The sequence below is a fragment of the Gammaproteobacteria bacterium genome, from assembly GCA_013001575.1.
GTDB lineage: Bacteria > Pseudomonadota > Gammaproteobacteria > Steroidobacterales > JABDMI01 > JABDMI01.
This window is the reverse complement of sequence record JABDMI010000009.1, coordinates 1-17717: the sequence shown is the minus strand read 5'-3', so window position 1 is coordinate 17717 and position 17717 is coordinate 1. Positions and strand designations below refer to the sequence as shown.

13 protein-coding genes are annotated in these 17717 nt (G+C 48.4%); 10 read left to right on the top strand and 3 right to left on the bottom strand.

Annotated features, from left to right (window positions below; translation table 11 throughout):
• Nucleotides 1-43 precede the first annotated feature (43 nt).
• Together HKN88_00715 and HKN88_00710 are read left to right on the top strand one after the other, a co-directional pair.
• A complete protein-coding gene (locus tag HKN88_00715) occupies nt 44-2629 on the top strand; it encodes a hypothetical protein (GenBank protein ID NNC96573.1) in 2586 nt (861 codons plus the stop codon).
• A 39-nt stretch (nt 2630-2668) separates the two neighbouring features.
• Nucleotides 2669-3241: a hypothetical protein gene (locus tag HKN88_00710; protein ID NNC96572.1), complete on the top strand. Its 573-nt coding sequence runs from the start codon at nt 2669-2671 to the stop codon at nt 3239-3241.
• A 40-nt stretch (nt 3242-3281) separates the two neighbouring features.
• Here the strand turns inward: HKN88_00710 and uvrA are convergent, their stop codons facing one another.
• Nucleotides 3282-6134, bottom strand: a complete 2853-nt coding sequence (gene uvrA / locus HKN88_00705) for an excinuclease ABC subunit UvrA (protein ID NNC96571.1) — start codon at nt 6132-6134, stop codon at nt 3282-3284.
• A gap of 260 nt (nt 6135-6394) precedes the next feature.
• Here uvrA and ssb point away from each other — a divergent pair, with 260 nt between their 5' ends.
• Nucleotides 6395-6853 carry a single-stranded DNA-binding protein gene (gene ssb, locus HKN88_00700; protein ID NNC96570.1) on the top strand — a complete coding sequence of 153 codons (459 nt, stop codon included), beginning with the start codon at nt 6395-6397 and terminating at the stop codon, nt 6851-6853.
• Between the two features lie 116 nt (nt 6854-6969).
• Here the strand turns inward: ssb and katG are convergent, their stop codons facing one another.
• Nucleotides 6970-9141, bottom strand: coding sequence for a catalase/peroxidase HPI (katG, locus tag HKN88_00695; GenBank protein ID NNC96569.1), 2172 nt, complete (start codon nt 9139-9141; stop codon nt 6970-6972).
• Nucleotides 9142-9661: 520 nt separating this feature from the next.
• Here katG and miaB point away from each other — a divergent pair.
• The 6 genes from miaB to HKN88_00665 are packed head-to-tail and all read left to right on the top strand — an operon-like array spanning nt 9662 to nt 15419.
• On the top strand, nt 9662-11011 hold the full coding sequence (miaB, locus tag HKN88_00690) for a tRNA (N6-isopentenyl adenosine(37)-C2)-methylthiotransferase MiaB (GenBank protein NNC96568.1): 1350 nt from the start codon (nt 9662-9664) through the stop codon (nt 11009-11011).
• Between the two features lie 56 nt (nt 11012-11067).
• Nucleotides 11068-12033 (top strand): PhoH family protein, encoded by a 966-nt coding sequence (locus tag HKN88_00685; GenBank protein NNC96567.1) that lies wholly within the window; start codon nt 11068-11070, stop codon nt 12031-12033.
• A 45-nt stretch (nt 12034-12078) separates the two neighbouring features.
• Nucleotides 12079-12546, top strand: a complete 468-nt coding sequence (ybeY, locus tag HKN88_00680; protein NNC96566.1) for an rRNA maturation RNase YbeY — start codon at nt 12079-12081, stop codon at nt 12544-12546.
• A gap of 25 nt (nt 12547-12571) precedes the next feature.
• Nucleotides 12572-13486 carry a CBS domain-containing protein gene (locus HKN88_00675; GenBank protein NNC96565.1) on the top strand — a complete coding sequence of 305 codons (915 nt, stop codon included), beginning with the start codon at nt 12572-12574 and terminating at the stop codon, nt 13484-13486.
• A 3-nt stretch (nt 13487-13489) separates the two neighbouring features.
• Nucleotides 13490-15037 carry an apolipoprotein N-acyltransferase gene (gene lnt, locus HKN88_00670; GenBank protein NNC96564.1) on the top strand — a complete coding sequence of 516 codons (1548 nt, stop codon included), beginning with the start codon at nt 13490-13492 and terminating at the stop codon, nt 15035-15037.
• A 49-nt stretch (nt 15038-15086) separates the two neighbouring features.
• Nucleotides 15087-15419 carry a hypothetical protein gene (locus tag HKN88_00665; protein ID NNC96563.1) on the top strand — a complete coding sequence of 111 codons (333 nt, stop codon included), beginning with the start codon at nt 15087-15089 and terminating at the stop codon, nt 15417-15419.
• A gap of 35 nt (nt 15420-15454) precedes the next feature.
• Here the strand turns inward: HKN88_00665 and HKN88_00660 are convergent, their stop codons facing one another.
• Nucleotides 15455-17293 carry an ATP-binding cassette domain-containing protein gene (locus HKN88_00660; GenBank protein ID NNC96562.1) on the bottom strand — a complete coding sequence of 613 codons (1839 nt, stop codon included), beginning with the start codon at nt 17291-17293 and terminating at the stop codon, nt 15455-15457.
• Between the two features lie 158 nt (nt 17294-17451).
• Here HKN88_00660 and HKN88_00655 point away from each other — a divergent pair.
• Nucleotides 17452-17717: class I tRNA ligase family protein (locus tag HKN88_00655; protein NNC96561.1), on the top strand; the 266-nt coding region annotated here is incomplete at its 3' end.

Here is a 17717-nt window from a genome sequence, read left to right as displayed (position 1 = left end):
TTAATCAAATGTTTATTTAAACCCCATCAAAATAAAACAAATTATGAAAAAATCACTTCAATTGGCACAACTCGTTTTAGTTTGTTTATTCCTCAGCGCCTGTGGCGGCGGGGGCGGTGGTGGCAGTACTCCACCGCCACCACCTGTGAATACCGCGCCTACGTCTAATGCTGGACCTGACCAGAGTGTGGATGAAAATACCACCGTGACACTGGCCGGTACCGGTAGTGATTCCGATGGCACGATTAGCAGTTTTGCCTGGACGCAATCTTCTGGCCCGACTGTGACCTTGTCGGATGCATCAATAGCAGCGCCGACTTTTGATGCCCCGTCAACAGGAAATGCCAGTAGTGTCACAGTAGTCCTGACTTTGACCGTCACTGATGATGACGGCGCAACGGGAAGTGACTCAGTCAGTATTACCGTCAACACCACCAATCAGTCGCCTATGGCAAATGCTGGCCCCGATCAAAGTGTTGATGAACAAAGCACAGTTAATCTTGATGGTGCTGGTAGCTCTGATCCGGATGGTTCTGTTGCCGCCTATGTCTGGACACAAACGGGGGGACAGAACGTGACTTTAAGCGGAGCCGACACAGCCACCCCGAGTTTTACCTCTCCGGCTATCAGTAGTCAGGAGATATTGACTTTTTCACTGGTCGTAACCGATGATCGTGGTACAGACAGTACCGCCGATGTTGTCGAGATTACCGTTAATCCTGTTCCGACACTGAATATTCCACCAACTGCAGACGCGGGTGCTGATCAAAGCGCAACTTCAAACCAGGTTGTAAACCTTGATGGTTCAAATTCGTCTGACATTGACGGCACAATTATATCTTACGCCTGGAGTCAAACTGCAGGACCTGAAATGGTGAGTATCAATAATGCCACGATGGCGATGGCCAGTTTTACCGCACCTGTTGTCACTGCGGATACCACTTATACCTTTGAGTTAGTGGTCACCGATAACGAGGGGTCGAGTGCTAGCGATAGTGTAGATGTCATTGTGTCACCTGCACCAAGCTCTGTCACTATCACAGGAAAGGCGACTTACGATAACGTGCCACACAATACCGTGACCAATGGTTTGAATTATGCTGGTACTACTCAAGACCCGATTCGCCGTGCGGTTGTTGAGCTGATTCAAGGTGCAACAATAATACACAGTGACTTAACCGATATTGACGGGAATTATTCCTTCACCGTCAATCCGAATAGCGGGAGCTATTTTGTCCGAATTAAGGCACGTACGCTGCTCACCGGAGCGGCCAGCTGGGATGTGTTGGTTGTTGACAACACCAATAGTCAGGCGATATATGCCCTCGATGGCTCAAGTTTTGAGGTACTAACCAGTGACATAAATCGTCCCACTATGAATGCCGGTTCGGGTTGGGGTGGCAGCAGTTATACCGGTGCGCGAGCAGCTGCACCTTTCCATATTCTTGATCGGTTGGTAGACGGCAAACTGAAGTTGCTGGCGGTTGATCCGAATTTGACAATGCCTTCAGTGGATGTCAACTGGAGTGTTAATAACAGCCCGACAAGCGGCTCATCTGACCAATTGACCAATTTACGCAATGGCGACATTGGTACCTCGTTCTATTCGACTTTCCCGTCTTCCGCTGCCGAATTCGCCGGACCCCAGTTCTTTATACTCGGAACCCAGGATGTGGATACCGATGAATACGACGGCCATGTAGTTGTGCATGAGTGGGGGCATTATTTTGAGAATGTATTGTCACGTTCCGACAGCCTTGGTGGCGCTCACGCAGGTGGTGATCGACTCGATATGCGTGTGGCCTTTGGCGAAGGATTTGGTAATGCCTGGTCGGCTATCATTACTGACGACACCTTTTATCGCGATTCCCTGGATAGTCAGCAGTCGCAAGGATTCAGTTTTAATATGGAATCCAACAGCTGGAGTAATCCGGGTTGGTACAGTGAAGGCAGTGTGCAATCCGCTTTGTATGACTTTTATGACAGTGCAGACGATGGTGTTGATACATTAAGTCTGGGTCTTGCACCTATCTATGAAGTATTAACCGGCCTGCAGATAACGACCGAAGCGTTTACAAGCATTTTTAGTTTTTCTGAATATTTACGTCAACAAAATTCTGGCGATACGGTCGCCATTAATGCCATTTTGGCCGGACAGTCCATCACCGGTGACGGGATTTATGGATTAAATGAAACCAATGATGCGGGTGCGGTGCCCAGTAGTAATGTCTTGCCCGTGTATACCGAGCTGGTGGTCGATGGCGGTTTTAAACAACTTTGTTCGGTCGATGATTATGACAGTACAGGTCAAACGGCCAATAGCGGTAACAAATTATCCAACTTCCGTTTTGTTTATTTCACCATTCCGTCGAATGGCAATTATTCATTTCTGGTGTCATCAGGAGCCACCCAGGATATCGACATGCCCATCTATCAAATGGGACAAGATACCGGATTCTTCGCCGCTCCAGGCGGTGATGGAGACCCGGGTGATGCCGGTGACAGCACTTTTACCATGACGGCCGGGAATTACACGGCCGAAGTGTATGAATTCGATAACACTTTCAGGGGCAATACCGCCAATTCAAGTGACGAATGCTTTACTGTTGAAATTGTGACAGCACCCTGAACAACTTATTTACCAATTATCTCCAATTAAGGTGATTACATGAAAAAATTATATTTACTTTTACCAATCTTGTTTTTGTTTGGATGTCAGCAATCCAAAATTGAGACAACTGATGCATCAAGTTCAGCAAGTACTGACAAGATGGCCGCATCACAACAACAGGAATCACAAGAGCAAAAACCTGCTATGCAACAATTCAAGCAGGGTGCGTCCGCATTGAAATTCAGCCATCGCACTTCTTCCGAACGTGCCAAGGTTGGTGTGCCTTTCGAGATCGAGATTGATTTAAAGGGCCAGGCTAATAGCCAATTGCTGACCGAGTTTTCTACCACGCCAGGTTTGAGCCTGACCAGTAATGCGCTCGCCGAAGTCCAGTTAAATGCACTGGGTGAGGCGGATACTCGAAAGATCACTGTTGTTCCACAACAAGAAGGCATTCAGTTCCTGACGATACGTGATAAAAATGCCGTGAATCAAAAACCAAGTGCAATTAAAATTGTAGTGGGTGACAAGGACCTCAAAGACTACATGCAAACGCCCGGCCAAGTCATTGAACAGACCGATGGCAGCAAGGTGGTTTCCATGCCTGCTGAAGAAACCGATCCAGAATAAATTTTAACTAAAGCGTTATAAATTCAGGGCTTGATGAGAATCAGGCCCTTTTTTTATTCTTGGGTTTTGCAAATAAAGGTTTTAAATAAGCGCCGGTATAGGAAGCTTTTTCTGTGGAGACTTGCTGTGGTGTGCCGGTGCATAACAATGTGCCGCCCTTGTCACCACCTTCGGGACCCAGGTCGATTACCCAGTCGGCGGTTTTGATCACGTCCAGGTTATGTTCAATAACAACCAGGGTATTGCCTTCATCACGCAAGCGGTGCAAAACTTTCAAGAGTTGGGCAATGTCGTGGAAATGCAAGCCGGTGGTGGGTTCATCCAGAATGTACAGGGTTTTTCCGGTGCTGCGCTTGGCCAGTTCTTTGGCCAGTTTCACGCGTTGTGCTTCACCACCCGAGAGGGTTGTGGCGTTTTGTCCCAGCCGGATATAACTTAAGCCGACATCCATCAAGGTGTTGAGTTTTTTGGCGATAACCGGAATATTTCTGAAGAACACATTGGCGTTCTCAATGGTCATATTCAAAACTTCGTGAATATTTTTGCCTTTATAACGAATGTCCAGGGTTTCACGGTTGTAACGTTTGCCTTTACACACATCACACGGTACATACACGTCGGGTAAAAAGTGCATTTCCACTTTCAACAGGCCATCACCCTGACAGGCTTCACAACGACCGCCTTTGACATTAAAACTGAAACGTCCGGGCTTGTAGCCGCGTGCACGTGCCTCAGGAGTATTCGAGAACAACTCCCGGATCGGGGTGAACAGTCCTGTATAAGTTGCCGGATTGGAACGTGGCGTACGCCCGATCGGACTTTGACTGATATCGATTACCTTGTCTAAATGCTGGGTGCCTTTAATGGCTTTGCACGGCGCGTGATTGGTGCTGGCATTATTCAAGTGGCGCGCGCAATATTTGTATAAGGTGTCATTGATCAGAGTGGACTTGCCCGACCCGGATACCCCGGTTACGCAAGTAAATAAACCCACGGGAATGTCCACGCTCAGGTTTTTGAGATTATTGCCTGTGGCCTTTTCAATCGTCACCACGCGTTTTTCATCATAGCGGGTCAATTCAGCGGGTGCCTCGATATTAAGTTTGCCCGAGAGGTATTTTCCGGTCACCGACCTTTTGCTGTTCTTGATCGTGGCCGGGGTGCCTTGTGCGATCACTTCGCCGCCATGAATGCCAGCACCCGGACCCATGTCTACCACATGATCGGCACTCAGAATGGCATCTTCGTCGTGTTCGACCACAATTACGGTATTGCCGATGTCACGTAAGTGGGTGAGGGTTTTTAGCAAACGGTCGTTATCACGCTGATGCAGTCCGATCGAGGGCTCATCCAGAATATACATCACACCCACCAGCCCCGAACCGATCTGCGAGGCCAGGCGAATGCGTTGTGCTTCACCGCCCGAAAGAGTCTCGGCACTGCGTTCCAAAGTTAAGTAATCCAGGCCAACATCAACCAGAAAACGCAGGCGTTCATCAATCTCTTTTAAAATCTTACTGGCTACTTCCCCGCGCCAACCCGGGATCACCAGATTTTCAACAAAGCGTTTGGCATCGCCGATGGCCAGACCGGTAATGTCGGCAATGTTTTTATTGGTTACGAACACATTGCGAGAAGACCGGTTTAAACGGGTTCCGCTGCAATCGTCACAGGCACGCGAACTGAGGTATTTGGACAGTTCATCACGTACCGCATTTGAAGTGGTCTCGCGATAACGACGTTGCAGGTTTGGAATAATGCCCTCAAAAGGATGGGTGCGGTTAAAGCCGCGACCATTAGTGCTGAGGTATTCAAACTTGATGGCGGTAGTGCCGCTGCCATAGAGCAGGATTTTTTGCAGTTTTTTCGTGAGCTTGTTAAACGGGGTTTCAAAGTCAAACTTGTAATGTTTGGCCAGGGATTTGATGAGTTGGAAATAATAGGAATTTCTGCGGTCCCAGCCACGGATAGCCCCGCCAGCCAGACTCAGGTTGGCGTTCATGACCACGCGGTCGGGGTCAAAATACTGGTCAGTACCGAGTCCGTCACAAGTGTTGCACGCACCCACCGGGTTATTAAAAGAAAACAAGCGCGGTTCCAGTTCGGTCAGGGCGTAACCGCATTGCGGACAGGCGAACTTGTCCGAGAATAAAATTTCTTCAGCCTCGCCGTCGTCCATGTCAACGATTTTGGCAATCCCACCCGACAAGGCCAGAGTAGTTTCAAACGATTCGGCCAAGCGTTGTTTCATGTCATCGCGAACTTTAAAGCGATCGACCACGGCTTCAATGGTGTGTTTTTTACGTAAATCCAGTTGCGGAGGATCATCCAGTTCATACACTTCACCGTCAATGCGTGCGCGTATAAAACCCTGGCTGAGTAATTCCTGCATCAATTGAACGTGTTCGCCTTTACGATCATCGATCACAGGTGCCAGCATCATTAACTTAGAGCCTTCCGGCAAGCGCAGCACTATATCGACCATTTGACTCACGGTTTGCGCCTCTAGGTCGTTGCCATGGTCAGGACACCGCGGTATACCGGCGCGGGCAAACAACAGACGCAAGTAATCGTAGATCTCGGTCACGGTGCCCACGGTAGAACGTGGATTGTGGGATGTGGATTTTTGTTCAATGGAAATGGCCGGCGACAAACCTTCGATCTGGTCTACTTCGGGTTTATCCATCATCGACAAAAATTGACGCGCGTAAGAAGAGAGCGATTCCACATAACGACGTTGCCCTTCGGCGTAAATTGTGTCGAAGGCCAATGAAGACTTTCCCGAGCCCGAGAGGCCGGTAATGACAATGAGTTTTTCGCGGGGCAATTCCAAATCAATGTTTTTAAGATTGTGGGTGCGGGCGCCGCGAATGTGGATAGTATCTAATGGCATGGTGGTAAGAGTGGCTCAGAATGGAATTTGGATGTACTTCGTTGAATTTCAGGCAATCCATCAATATACGCTTTTTTCGGACTTTTTGGCAAGCAATGTGCGACTTTTTTCGCAGTTGCCGCAATTTTCTACAGGCAGAGAAAATAATTACTCAAATGTCTGTCTAAATGCTGTAATCAGGTGTACTCGAGTGAGCCAAACTGGGTAAAATAGATGGCTATTTTATTTAATTCTGAAGATACAACAGGCTGGAGAAACGCATGGCAAGAGGGGTAAACAAAGTAATTTTAGTGGGTAATCTGGGCAATGACCCAGACACCAAATACCTGCCGAGCGGTGGCGCGGTGACCAATATCAGTATTGCCACAACCTCGGGCTGGAAAGACAAGAACACCGGCGAGATGAACGAAAAGACCGAATGGCATCGGGTGGTGTTTTTCAATCGTTTGGCCGAGATTGCGGGTGAATATTTACGTAAAGGATCACAAGTGTATGTGGAAGGGCGTTTGCAAACGCGTAAGTGGCAAGATCAAAGTGGTAATGATCGTTACTCAACCGAAGTGGTTGCCAATGAAATGCAAATGCTGGGTAGCCGCGGTGGCGCCAGTGGCGGGCAGGGTGATTACAACCCGCCAGCCAAGAATCAGTCACAGCCTCAACAACAATCGTCTAAACCGGCACCGGATTTTGATTCCTTTGATGATGATATTCCGTTTTGACCCCGCCTGTGTTCATCCGACTAGCAAAGCCATATTCTGAGAATGTGGCTTTTTTTTATAAAAAAAAGACCCGTAGAAGCCGGGTCTTTTTTCTTGCCTATTTAAATATCAAGCATTCATTTAAGATCAAAACGATCCAGATCCATGACCTTGTTCCAGGCGGCGATAAAATCCTGTTTGAACTTGTCTTGTGCATCATTTTGAGCATACACTTCAGCGATAGAGCGCAAGATTGAATTTGAACCAAACACCAGGTCTGCACGGGTCGCAGTGAATTTAGACTTACCGGTCTTGCGATCCAGCCCCGTAAATTCCTCAGAAGTTGAATCTGTCGCTTTCCATTCGATAGACATATCCAGCAAATGAACGAAGAAATCGTTGTTTAATGTGCCGACCTTATCGGTAAACACCCCGTGGGTTGAGCCAGCTGCGTTCGCTCCCAGTGAGCGTAAACCACCGACCAGTACGGTCATTTCCGGTGCGGTCAATGTGAGTAATTGAGCTTTATCCACCAGCAAGGCTTCGGTAGAACGAGGGTCTTGGGTTTTTTTGTAGTTGCGGAAGCCATCGAATTTTGGTTCTAAAACTTCGAATGCCTCTACGTCGGTCTGCTCATCCGTGGCGTCGGTACGTCCTGGTGAAAATGGAACGGATTGTCCACTGGCTTTTTCTATAGCGGCACAGCCTCCCAAAACGATCAGATCGGCGAGCGATACATTGCCAGAGAAATCGTTTTTGATCTCTTCGAGTTTGGCAATTACTTCAGGAACGCCGGAAGCAGTGTTGACGTCCCAATCCTTCTGAGGTGCCAAGCGAATACGTGATCCATTTGCGCCGCCACGTAAGTCTGAACCGCGGAAAGTTGAGGCAGATGCCCAAGCGGTATTGACCAGTTGTGGAATGCTCAGTCCGGATGTCAGGATCTTTTTCTTGAGTTCAGTGATCTCGGAGGCACTCACCAATTTACCTTCATGTTTCGGCACAGGGTCTTGCCAGATGAGCTCTTCGCTCGGTACTTCTTCACCCAGAAAGTTTGCGAGTGGACCCATGTCGCGGTGTGTGAGCTTGAACCAGGCACGCGCATAAGCATCGGCGAATTCGCCAGGATTTTCATGGAAATGTTTAGAGATTTTTGCATACTCTGGATCAAGCTTAAGCGCCATATCTGCCGTGGTCATCATTAATGGTTCGGTACGCGATGCATCGTGTGCTGCAACGGGTTGATCGGCTTTGGATGCCGCGGTTGGCGTCCATTGCACGTGTCCTGATGCACTGGTGGTTTTTTCCCAGTCGTAACCCAAGAGCACATCGAAATAACCCATATCCCATCGGGTTGGATTGACCGTCCACGCACCTTCAAATCCAGCGGTAGTTGTATCACCACCTTTCCCGGAGCCGTGTGAATTTATCCAGCCAAAGCCCATGTTCTCCATCGGCGCGCCTTCCGGTTCAACTCCGACTTTTTCTTCGGGTCCGGCACCATGACCTTTACCGAAGGTGTGACCACCGGCAACCAGAGCAACAGTTTCATAATCGTTCATCGCCATACGGCCAAAGGTATCACGTACATCGTAAGCTGACTTCAGGGGATCAGGCTCACCGTTCGGACCTTCCGGATTCACATAGATCAAACCCATTTGTACGGCGCCAAGTGGTGTGGCGAGGTCTCTTTCGCCGCCATCATTATTAAGATAGCGCTTGTCATCCAACCATTCGGTTTCAGGTCCCCAGTAAATATCCTCTTCCGGCTCAAATACATCGGCACGGCCACCGCCAAAGCCAAAGGTTTTAAAACCCATGGATTCCATCGCCACATTCCCGGCTAGGATCATCAGGTCGGCCCAGGAAATTTTATTTCCGTATTTTTGTTTAAGCGGCCACAACAAACGTCGCGCCTTATCGAGGTTGCCGTTGTCCGGCCAACTGTTTAATGGCGCAAAACGTTGCGAACCCGAACGTGCACCGCCGCGTCCGTCATAAGTACGATAAGTTCCGGCGCTGTGCCAGGCCATACGGATAAACAAGCCTCCATAGTGCCCAAAATCTGCAGGCCACCAGTCCTGAGAATCGGTCATCAGATCGGTGAGATCTTTTTTAAGTGCTTTCAAGTTGAGCTTTTTAAATTCTGTCGCGTAATCAAACTCTTCACCCAAAGGGCTGACCTGTGGTGCATTTTGACTGAGTATTTTAAGATTGATCTGTTCAGGCCACCAATGCTGGTTGGCAGTGCTTCCGGTCGCGGATGCTTTATTGGTGCCATGCATCACTGGGCATTTACTGACTGACATAATGAGTTCCTCATTGGACGATGTGAATGATTAACAGTCTGACTATAAGCTCTTTTTACTTATAGAGCCAATTGATTTTATTGTGATTTACGATAGATAATTCCTATCAATAGAACGGTTGCGTTTCGATAACCGGGAAACACGTATATATTTAACTATTTAAAAATACACTCTGATCCCATTTTTTGTAAATCGTAGCCAATTGGAGACACACAAGAGCCCAAGTCAGATGAACCCTACAAAGCCTTCTCCGGGTCGTTTATTTGTTATTTTTTTTGTACCCCAGGTTGACCTATGCCACATGCACACACTCAATTGGGGCTGTAGTTAGTTACTCAGATAGATATTGCATTTTAGCCACCATCATTTTTTTGCTGATAGACACTAATGGACCAGCTAAATTTCAGCAGGTGGCGGTTTTCTATTTAATTGGCAGGTTTTTCAGAACTTTATTGTGGTAAAAATGCTAAAATACGCGGCTATTTTGAGCAGAATGCTCCGAGACCATTAGAAACCGAAAATGACTGCAAAACTTTACATCAAAACCTACGGCTGCCAAATGAACGAGTACGATTCCGACAAAATGGCGGATGTGCTGAATGCAGCCAATGGTCTGGAACTCACCGACACACCGGAAGACGCCGATGTGTTGCTGCTCAACACCTGTTCGATCCGTGAGAAGGCCCAGGAAAAAGTCTTTTCGCAACTCGGTCGTTGGAAAAACTGGAAACAAGATAAGCCCGATCTGGTCATTGGTGTGGGCGGTTGTGTTGCTTCCCAGGAAGGTGAGGCGATTGTTAAGCGCGCGCCATTTGTGGATGTGGTTTTTGGACCGCAAACTTTACACCGTTTGCCAGAACTTATCGCCGAAACCAAGGCCAAGAAAAAAGCCGTGGTGGATATCAGTTTCCCGGAAATCGAAAAATTCGATCGCATTCCCGAACCGCGTGCCGACGGACCTACCGCATTTGTTTCTATTATGGAAGGTTGCAGCAAATATTGCACTTTCTGTGTGGTGCCTTACACCCGGGGTGAGGAGATCTCGCGTCCTTTTGACGACGTGATCGCCGAAGTGGTGCAGCTGGCCGAACAGGGCGTGAAAGAGATCAATCTGCTTGGGCAAAATGTGAATTCCTATTTGGGCCCCATGCACGACGGCGCGATTGCCGATCTGGCCACCCTGATCCATTACGTGGCAGCCGTGGATGGTATTGAGCGGATTCATTTCACCACCTCGCATCCGGTTGATTTTAACGACGCGCTGATCCAGGCTTTTGCCGAAGTGCCAAAACTCGCAAACTATTTACATCTGCCGGTGCAAAGCGGTTCCGACCTCATCTTGTCGCTGATGAAACGCAAACACACTGTGCTTGAATACAAACAAAAAATTCGCAAACTGCGAGAAGTACGACCGGACATCAGTTTGTCGTCCGATTTCATTATCGGTTTCCCGGGTGAAAGTGACAAAGATTTTGAAAGCACCATGAATCTGATCGCCGATGTGGGTTTTGATGCCTCCTTCAGTTTTATTTACAGCCAACGTCCAGGCACACCGGCTGCGTCTCTCCCTGATGACGTGCCGATGGAAACCAAAAAACAACGCTTGCAAATTTTGCAACGGCGCGTCAGTCAACAAGCCCGAGCCATCAGCGATTCCATGCTTGGTAAAACCTATCGGGTATTGGTGGAAAAAATCTCGGTTAAAGACAAAAACCAGATCTCGGGACGTACCGATAATAACCGTTGGGTGAACTTTGACGGCCCGGAAAGCCTGATCGGACAGTTTGTGGATGTGCAAATTACCGAGGCTTTGACTAACTCTCTGCGCGGACGCATGCTAAGCTATAAGTCTGAAAGTGATGCGGCCTGAGCAGGATGCGCTGGACCAGATCAAAACATATAATTAAAATAACATAAGAAAATATTTTGCCCGACTCATCAATTACATTTACGCTGATACCTGAAGACAACACGCGTCTGGCTTTGTTGTGTGGTTCTTACGACCATAATATCCAGACGATTTCTGACCAGTTTGAGGTCGGGATCACTAATCGCAGTAATGAATTCACCATTACGGGTCCACGTAAAAAACTTACCCGGGTAAAATCCCTGATCGAGGATCTCTATATCACAGCCGCAACCGGCGTGCTGGATCCCGAAGATGTGCATTTATCGATTCAAGAGGCCTTGCATCGCAATAAGGGTGACTCGCTGCACGAAGTGTCGATCAAAACCCGACGCAAACAAGTGCATGCCCGCGGTGATAACCAAAAACGTTACATTTTACAAATACAAACCCGTGACCTGAATTTTGGTATTGGCCCGGCCGGAACCGGTAAAACCTATCTGGCGGTAGCCTGTGCCGTAGATGCCCTCGACAGTGGGCATGTGCGTCGCATTGTTCTGGTACGTCCTGCGGTCGAAGCCGGGGAACGCCTGGGCTTTTTGCCCGGAAATATGGCTGACAAGATCGATCCGTATTTGCGTCCAATGTACGATGCCTTATACGAATTACTCGGGTTTGAAAAAGTTGAGCGCTTGATGGAAAAGAATGTCATCGAAGTTGCCCCTCTGGCCTTTATGCGTGGCCGCACCTTGAATGAAAGTTTTGTCATTCTGGATGAAGCGCAAAATACCACGCGTGAACAAATGAAAATGTTTTTAACCCGTATAGGTTACGGCTCACGCGCGGTGGTCACGGGCGATGTAACCCAGACCGATCTGCCAAAACACACCAAGTCCGGATTGCTTGAAGCTCTGGTTGTTTTGAAAGATGAAGACACCGTGGGTATTACGCATTTTGAATCTCTGGACGTGGTCCGACATCCGCTGGTGCAACGCGTGGTAAATGCCTATGCGCGTCATCAAGCCATGCAAGACGATAAAATCTAAACCAAAATTTGCCTAGCCTGTTAATTTTTTTGTGATCGTTATCCCATGCCCGTTCTTTTAAATGTGCAGCGCGAAATAAGTGTCGCTGACCTGCTCAAACAAATTCCTGACGATGACGATTTGCAGCATTGGGCGCAAGCGGCACAACTCGATGGCAAGCAACATCTGGAGCTCACTCTGCGGGTTGTTGATACTGCGGAAATCCAGACCTTAAACCGGGTTTTTCGCCACAAAGACCAGACCACCAATGTATTGAGTTTTGCCTCCGATGTGCCGCCCGGAAGCGGAATAGATATTCTGGGCGACATCGTGATCTGTGCCGAAATTGTGGCTCAAGAGGCTGAAAAATATGGAAAAGACCTCAATCATCGCTGGGCGCACATGCTGGTGCATGCTTGCTTGCATGTCCAGGGGCTGGATCATGAGCAAGAAAATGAGCGAGCCAACATGGAGGCCGAGGAGATCCGCATCCTGAATGCACTTGGCATTCCCGACCCTTATCAGTTAAATTAACCCTGACTTCCCCAAGAGAGCAGCAATGCCAGACGAACCCTCGATAAGCGTGACCGAACCCGTACACACGGGTTTCTGGTCACGGCTAAAAAAGTTTTTCACCCGCGATATCGGCTCTCAAACCGATTCTTTCCAAAGCGACATTGACGATGCTCTGGCTGATGGCCGCATCAACGCCGAAGTGCATGACATGCTTGATGGCGTGCTCGAAGTGGCCGAACTCCAGGCCCGCGACATCATGATCCCGCGTTCGCAAATGGTTGTGCTGGAACGTGACATGCCAATGGACCAGATCCTGAGTCTGGTGATCGAAGTCGGACATTCGCGTTTTCCGGTGATCGGTGACGACAAAGATGAAGTGGTCGGCATCATGCTGGCTAAAGACATGTTGAAATTCGTTTCGGAATACCTGGGTAAATCCGAGCGCATGAGTTTTGATATTCGCGAATGCTTGCGTCCGCCGGTGTTTATTCCGGAAAGTAAACGCCTCAATTCCTTACTCACTGAATTCCGTTCCAGTCGTAATCACATGGCCATTGTGGTGGACGAATACGGCGGAGTTGCGGGACTCATTACCATCGAAGATGTACTCGAACGAATTGTCGGAGACATCGATGATGAACACGATGTGCCCGACGATATCGAGATTTTAAAAGAGGGTGAAAACCTGTATGCGGTGCGTGCCCTAACGCGTATTGAAGATTTCAATCAACACTTCGAAGTTGAACTGGAAGACAAGGATTACGACACCATCGGAGGTCTGGTCTTGTCCGAGCTTGGACGCATGCCGGTGGTCGGAGACGAACTCGAATTCGAGGATTTTATTTTCCATGTGTATAAGGTCGATAACCGTCGCATCCACACCTTAAAGGTCAGTCATGTGGACGGTAGCGGCAAACTGGGTGAAAAAACCATAACTCACGAAACTCTGAAACTCTAGGACGTGACTGTTTCTGCGCGCAAGGACCTGGCCGCCAAGACCCAGTCAATAATTCTGCTACATCCCCGTTTGTTTGCCGCACTGGCAGGCGCAATAATGCCTTTCGGGTTTGCCCCGTTTTACTTGATAGTGCCTTCCATGCTGTCGGTCGCGGCCATTTTATATCTTTGGCAACAACAAACCCCGCAACAGGCAAAAGTCACCGGATTTATTTATGGCTTTGCGGCTTTTCTCATCGGTTCATACTGGACATACATCAGTGTTGGCACTTTTGGTGGCGCACCGGTGTGGCTGGCCTTGATCGTGATGCTGGGTTTGGTGAGCATTATGGCGGCTTACTATTCCGGTCTGGGCTATGTGTTAACAAGCTGGTTCAGTCATATGCAGTTATCCAGACTCACTTGGGTATTTGTAGTCGCCGCACTCTGGACACTGATGGAATGGATCCGTGGCTGGTTCTTGTCGGGCTTTCCGTGGCTGAATTTGGGGTATTTAAGTCTGGATACCCCGATCGCCGGTTACGCACCGCTGGGTGGCGTGTATTTTTGCACTTTTGTCTGGGTGTTTGTGATCGCTTCATTACCTTCAATGTTTTCAGCGAGTAAAACCTGGAACATTGGCATGGGTGCGTCGCTGATTGCTTTGTTTGTGTCGGGCTATTTTTTAAATCAGGCTCAGTGGACGGTGGATTTTGACAATGAAATAAGTGTCGCGCTGATCCAGGGCGGGGTGTCGCAAGACAAAAAATGGTTACCCGAACAATTACCCAAAACCATGGAATTGTACGCCCGCTTGAGTGTGGAGCACGCCGACGCCGATCTTATGGTGTGGCCGGAAGCCGCAATTCCCAGTGTGCGCCAAAATGTGGTGCAATATTTTAATAGTGTTAAGGCACGCTTGGGTGATGACACCAGTTTACTTGTTGGAATGCTGGATCGTTTACCAAACGAAAATGGTGATGATATTTATAACGGTTTGTTGGTGATCGATTCCGATCTCAATACGTCTAAAGAACAAGCCTATTACAAAGATCACCTGGTGCCCTTTGGTGAGTATTTTCCAGTGCCCGGGTTCATCCGCAACTGGCTAAGGATGATGAATTTGCCCTACAGTGACATCAAGCGTGGCGGTAAAAAACAGCCTGTGTTGCAATTGAATGATCTTCAGGTCGGGGCATTCATTTGTTATGAAGATGCGTATACTGATCGGGTGAATGCAATGTTGCCACAGGCGTATTTGTTGGTGAATATTTCCAATGATGCGTGGTTTGGTGGCTCCCTGGCACCACATCAGCACTTACAGATCACCCGCATGCGGGCCCTGGAAACCGAACGACCCATCTTGCGCGCCACCAATAACGGCATCACGGCAGTGATTGATAAAAAAGGCAACATCGTCTCGACTGTCGAACAATTCAAACCGCAGGTCTTGCGTGCAAAGGTACAACCAGTCAAAGGCGCAACCCCGTTTGTGATGTTGGGTAACTGGATGATCGTTGGATTGTGTTTACTGTTTTTGCTGTTTATAAAGCTGCTACACAGACCCAGGTGATAAAACAATGCTAAATATTCTATTAGTTTTTTTTGCAATTTTCGTAGTAATGGTTGGTCTGCTTATTTTGGTCAAGCCCGGTATTGTGTTAACACTGGCAAACCGCTATTCAAACTCATTGGCTTTGTTTGTATCCGCTATTGGCGTAAGACTGGTGATCGGTATCGCGTTATTGATGTATGCCGAACAATCCAGGTATCCGGTAACCCTGACGGTTTTAGGCTGGTTATTTCTGGCCGGGGCAATCGCAATAGCAATAATGGGAAGAGATCGTTTACGCCGACTGATCGAATGGATCGCTAAAATTATGGCGCCGTATGTCCGAATCGCCGGAATTCTGGCCGTATGCTTCGGTGGCTTTATTGCCTATGCGGTGTTGTAACCGAAAAATTAAATCGTTCAGGCTGTTCTTAATAATCAACTCCCTGATTTAAACTGCAACTCCGCCAGTCTTGCATACAAGGCATTCGAGGCGATGAGTTCATCATGTGTTCCTTGTGCCACCAACTTTCCTTCATCCATAACGGCAATCGTATCGGCGTGCAGAACGGTCGAGAGTCTGTGCGCGATGATCACTGTGGTGCGGTTTTCCATCAGTTTTTCCAAGGCCTGTTGTACCTGATATTCACTTTCGGTGTCCAGCGCACTGGTGGCTTCGTCCAATAACAAAATTCTCGGATTTTTTAGTATCGCTCGGGCGATGGCAATACGTTGTTTTTGTCCGCCGGATAATCGTACCCCTTGTTCACCCAAAAAGCTTTCATAGCCTTGCGGAAGCTGTTGAATGAATTCATGCGCGTAGGCGGCCTTGGCGGCTTGTATGACCTGTGCATCGCTTGCGTTGGAATCACCGTAGCGAATGTTATGACTCACATCGGCGGTGAACAAAGCCGGATGTTGGGCAACCACAGCAATCTGTTGGCGCAGATCCTGTGGCGAAAGCTCCCGGATATCCGTGCCACCAAACCTTATCGATCCTTGTTGTGGATCGTAGAAGCGTTGCAGTAATTCAAAAATTGTCGATTTACCCGCACCAGACGGACCCACCAGAGCCAGAGTCTGGCCATTGGGAATGTCGAGTGAGAAATTTTGCAGGGCCGGAATCTCCGGACGCGAAGGGTAGTGAAAGCTGATATTTTCGATGCTCAATTCAGCCGAGAGATCCTTCGCAACATGAGAGACTTTTGCCGGTGGTAAAATCTCGTTATCGGCATGCATTAATTGCATCAAGCGGTCGGTGGCGCCAATGGCTTGCAAGATCTGGCTGTAGGCTTCCGAAAGTGTTCCCATGCCTGACGCAACCAGAAAAGCATAAAAACCGAACGCGGTCAGATCACCGGCACTCATGACGCCATTCAAAACACCGTTGCCGCCAACCCATAACATGGCACACAGGCCACCGAAGACCATAAGGATCACGGCGGCGATCAAAAATGCCCGTTGCGCAATCCGTTTTCTGGCCACATCAAAGGCTTTGGTCACTTCCACGCCAAAGGCCAGTTTTTCTTGGTCTTCGCGAGTAAAACTTTGCACCGTTTTTATTTGTTGAATGATCTCGCCCGCATAGGTACCAACATCGGCAATGGAGTCCTGGCTGTCGCGAGATAGTTTTCTAACACGTTTACCAAACAACAAGATCGGGATAAAAATGAATGGGACGCTGGCAAATATGATCAGGGTCAGTTTCCAGTTGGTAATGATCAACAAGATCAATGCGCCAATGACCATAATAATGTTGCGCAAAGCCATTGAGATCGAACTGCCGATAATATTCTGTAACAATGTGGTGTCGGTGGTCAGGCGTGACATGATGTCGCCGCTGCGATTGAGTTCAAAAAAGCTCGGATGCAGCTGCACCAGATGGTCAAAGACCTGTTGTCGAATGTCGGCACTCACACGTTCACCCAGCCACGACATCATATAGAAGCGTATAAAAACACCAATGGTCATCAATAAAGCGAGCAGTCCGAGAACTTGGATTGAGGTCAACAGTTGTGCAGATGAGCCTGTGGCAAATCCACTATCCACCACCAGACGCAGGCCCTGTCCGATGCCGAGGGTGATACCGGCGGTGAATAACAAGGCGGCGCAAGCAATAAAGACCTGTTTGGGGTAGGGCTTCAAGAATTGTAAAAGTTTGCTCAGGGATGAGAGTTTAAGCTTGTTCTCTTCGCTTGGCGTGAGCGTCTGACTCTCGCTGCTCTCGGCTTGCTCGGTTGCCAGGCTGGGATCGAAGGTTTGGGAATTTTCTGACATGGAATAGGAATTCGTGCGAGGGTCGTTGTGAGACCGAACTGATGAAATGATACGCTTAATATGGTGCGTTAAGCCTCATTATCAAGGATAATGCGACGCTTAAACATCAATTATGCCACCTTGGTGTGAAATAGACCAAAAATTAAACGAAAGTACATATGTCAGAAGCAAATAACGAATACCAACCTCAAGCCATTGAATCCCGGGTGCAATCCCTGTGGGACCAACTACAATCCTTTGAGGTCACCGAAGACACCAGTAAAGAAAAGTTTTATTCCCTGTGCATGCTGCCGTATCCGAGTGGCAAATTACACATGGGGCATGTGCGAAATTACACCATTGGCGACGTGATCGCACGCTACCAGCGCATGTTGGGTAAAAATGTGCTGCAACCCATCGGATGGGATGCCTTTGGACTCCCGGC

What these genes read in the sequence shown, in the direction of transcription:
- HKN88_00715 (NNC96573.1), top strand. Translation starts at nt 44, where the DNA reads ATGAAAAAATCACTTCAATTGGCACAACTCGTTTTAGTTTGTTTATTC.
- HKN88_00710 (NNC96572.1), top strand. Translation starts at nt 2,669, where the DNA reads ATGAAAAAATTATATTTACTTTTACCAATCTTGTTTTTGTTTGGATGT.
- uvrA (NNC96571.1), bottom strand. Translation starts at nt 6,134, where the DNA reads ATGCCATTAGATACTATCCACATTCGCGGCGCCCGCACCCACAATCTT.
- ssb (NNC96570.1), top strand. Translation starts at nt 6,395, where the DNA reads ATGGCAAGAGGGGTAAACAAAGTAATTTTAGTGGGTAATCTGGGCAAT.
- katG (NNC96569.1), bottom strand. Translation starts at nt 9,141, where the DNA reads ATGTCAGTCAGTAAATGCCCAGTGATGCATGGCACCAATAAAGCATCC.
- miaB (NNC96568.1), top strand. Translation starts at nt 9,662, where the DNA reads ATGACTGCAAAACTTTACATCAAAACCTACGGCTGCCAAATGAACGAG.
- ybeY (NNC96566.1), top strand. Translation starts at nt 12,079, where the DNA reads ATGCCCGTTCTTTTAAATGTGCAGCGCGAAATAAGTGTCGCTGACCTG.
- HKN88_00675 (NNC96565.1), top strand. Translation starts at nt 12,572, where the DNA reads ATGCCAGACGAACCCTCGATAAGCGTGACCGAACCCGTACACACGGGT.
- HKN88_00665 (NNC96563.1), top strand. Translation starts at nt 15,087, where the DNA reads ATGGTTGGTCTGCTTATTTTGGTCAAGCCCGGTATTGTGTTAACACTG.
- HKN88_00660 (NNC96562.1), bottom strand. Translation starts at nt 17,293, where the DNA reads ATGTCAGAAAATTCCCAAACCTTCGATCCCAGCCTGGCAACCGAGCAA.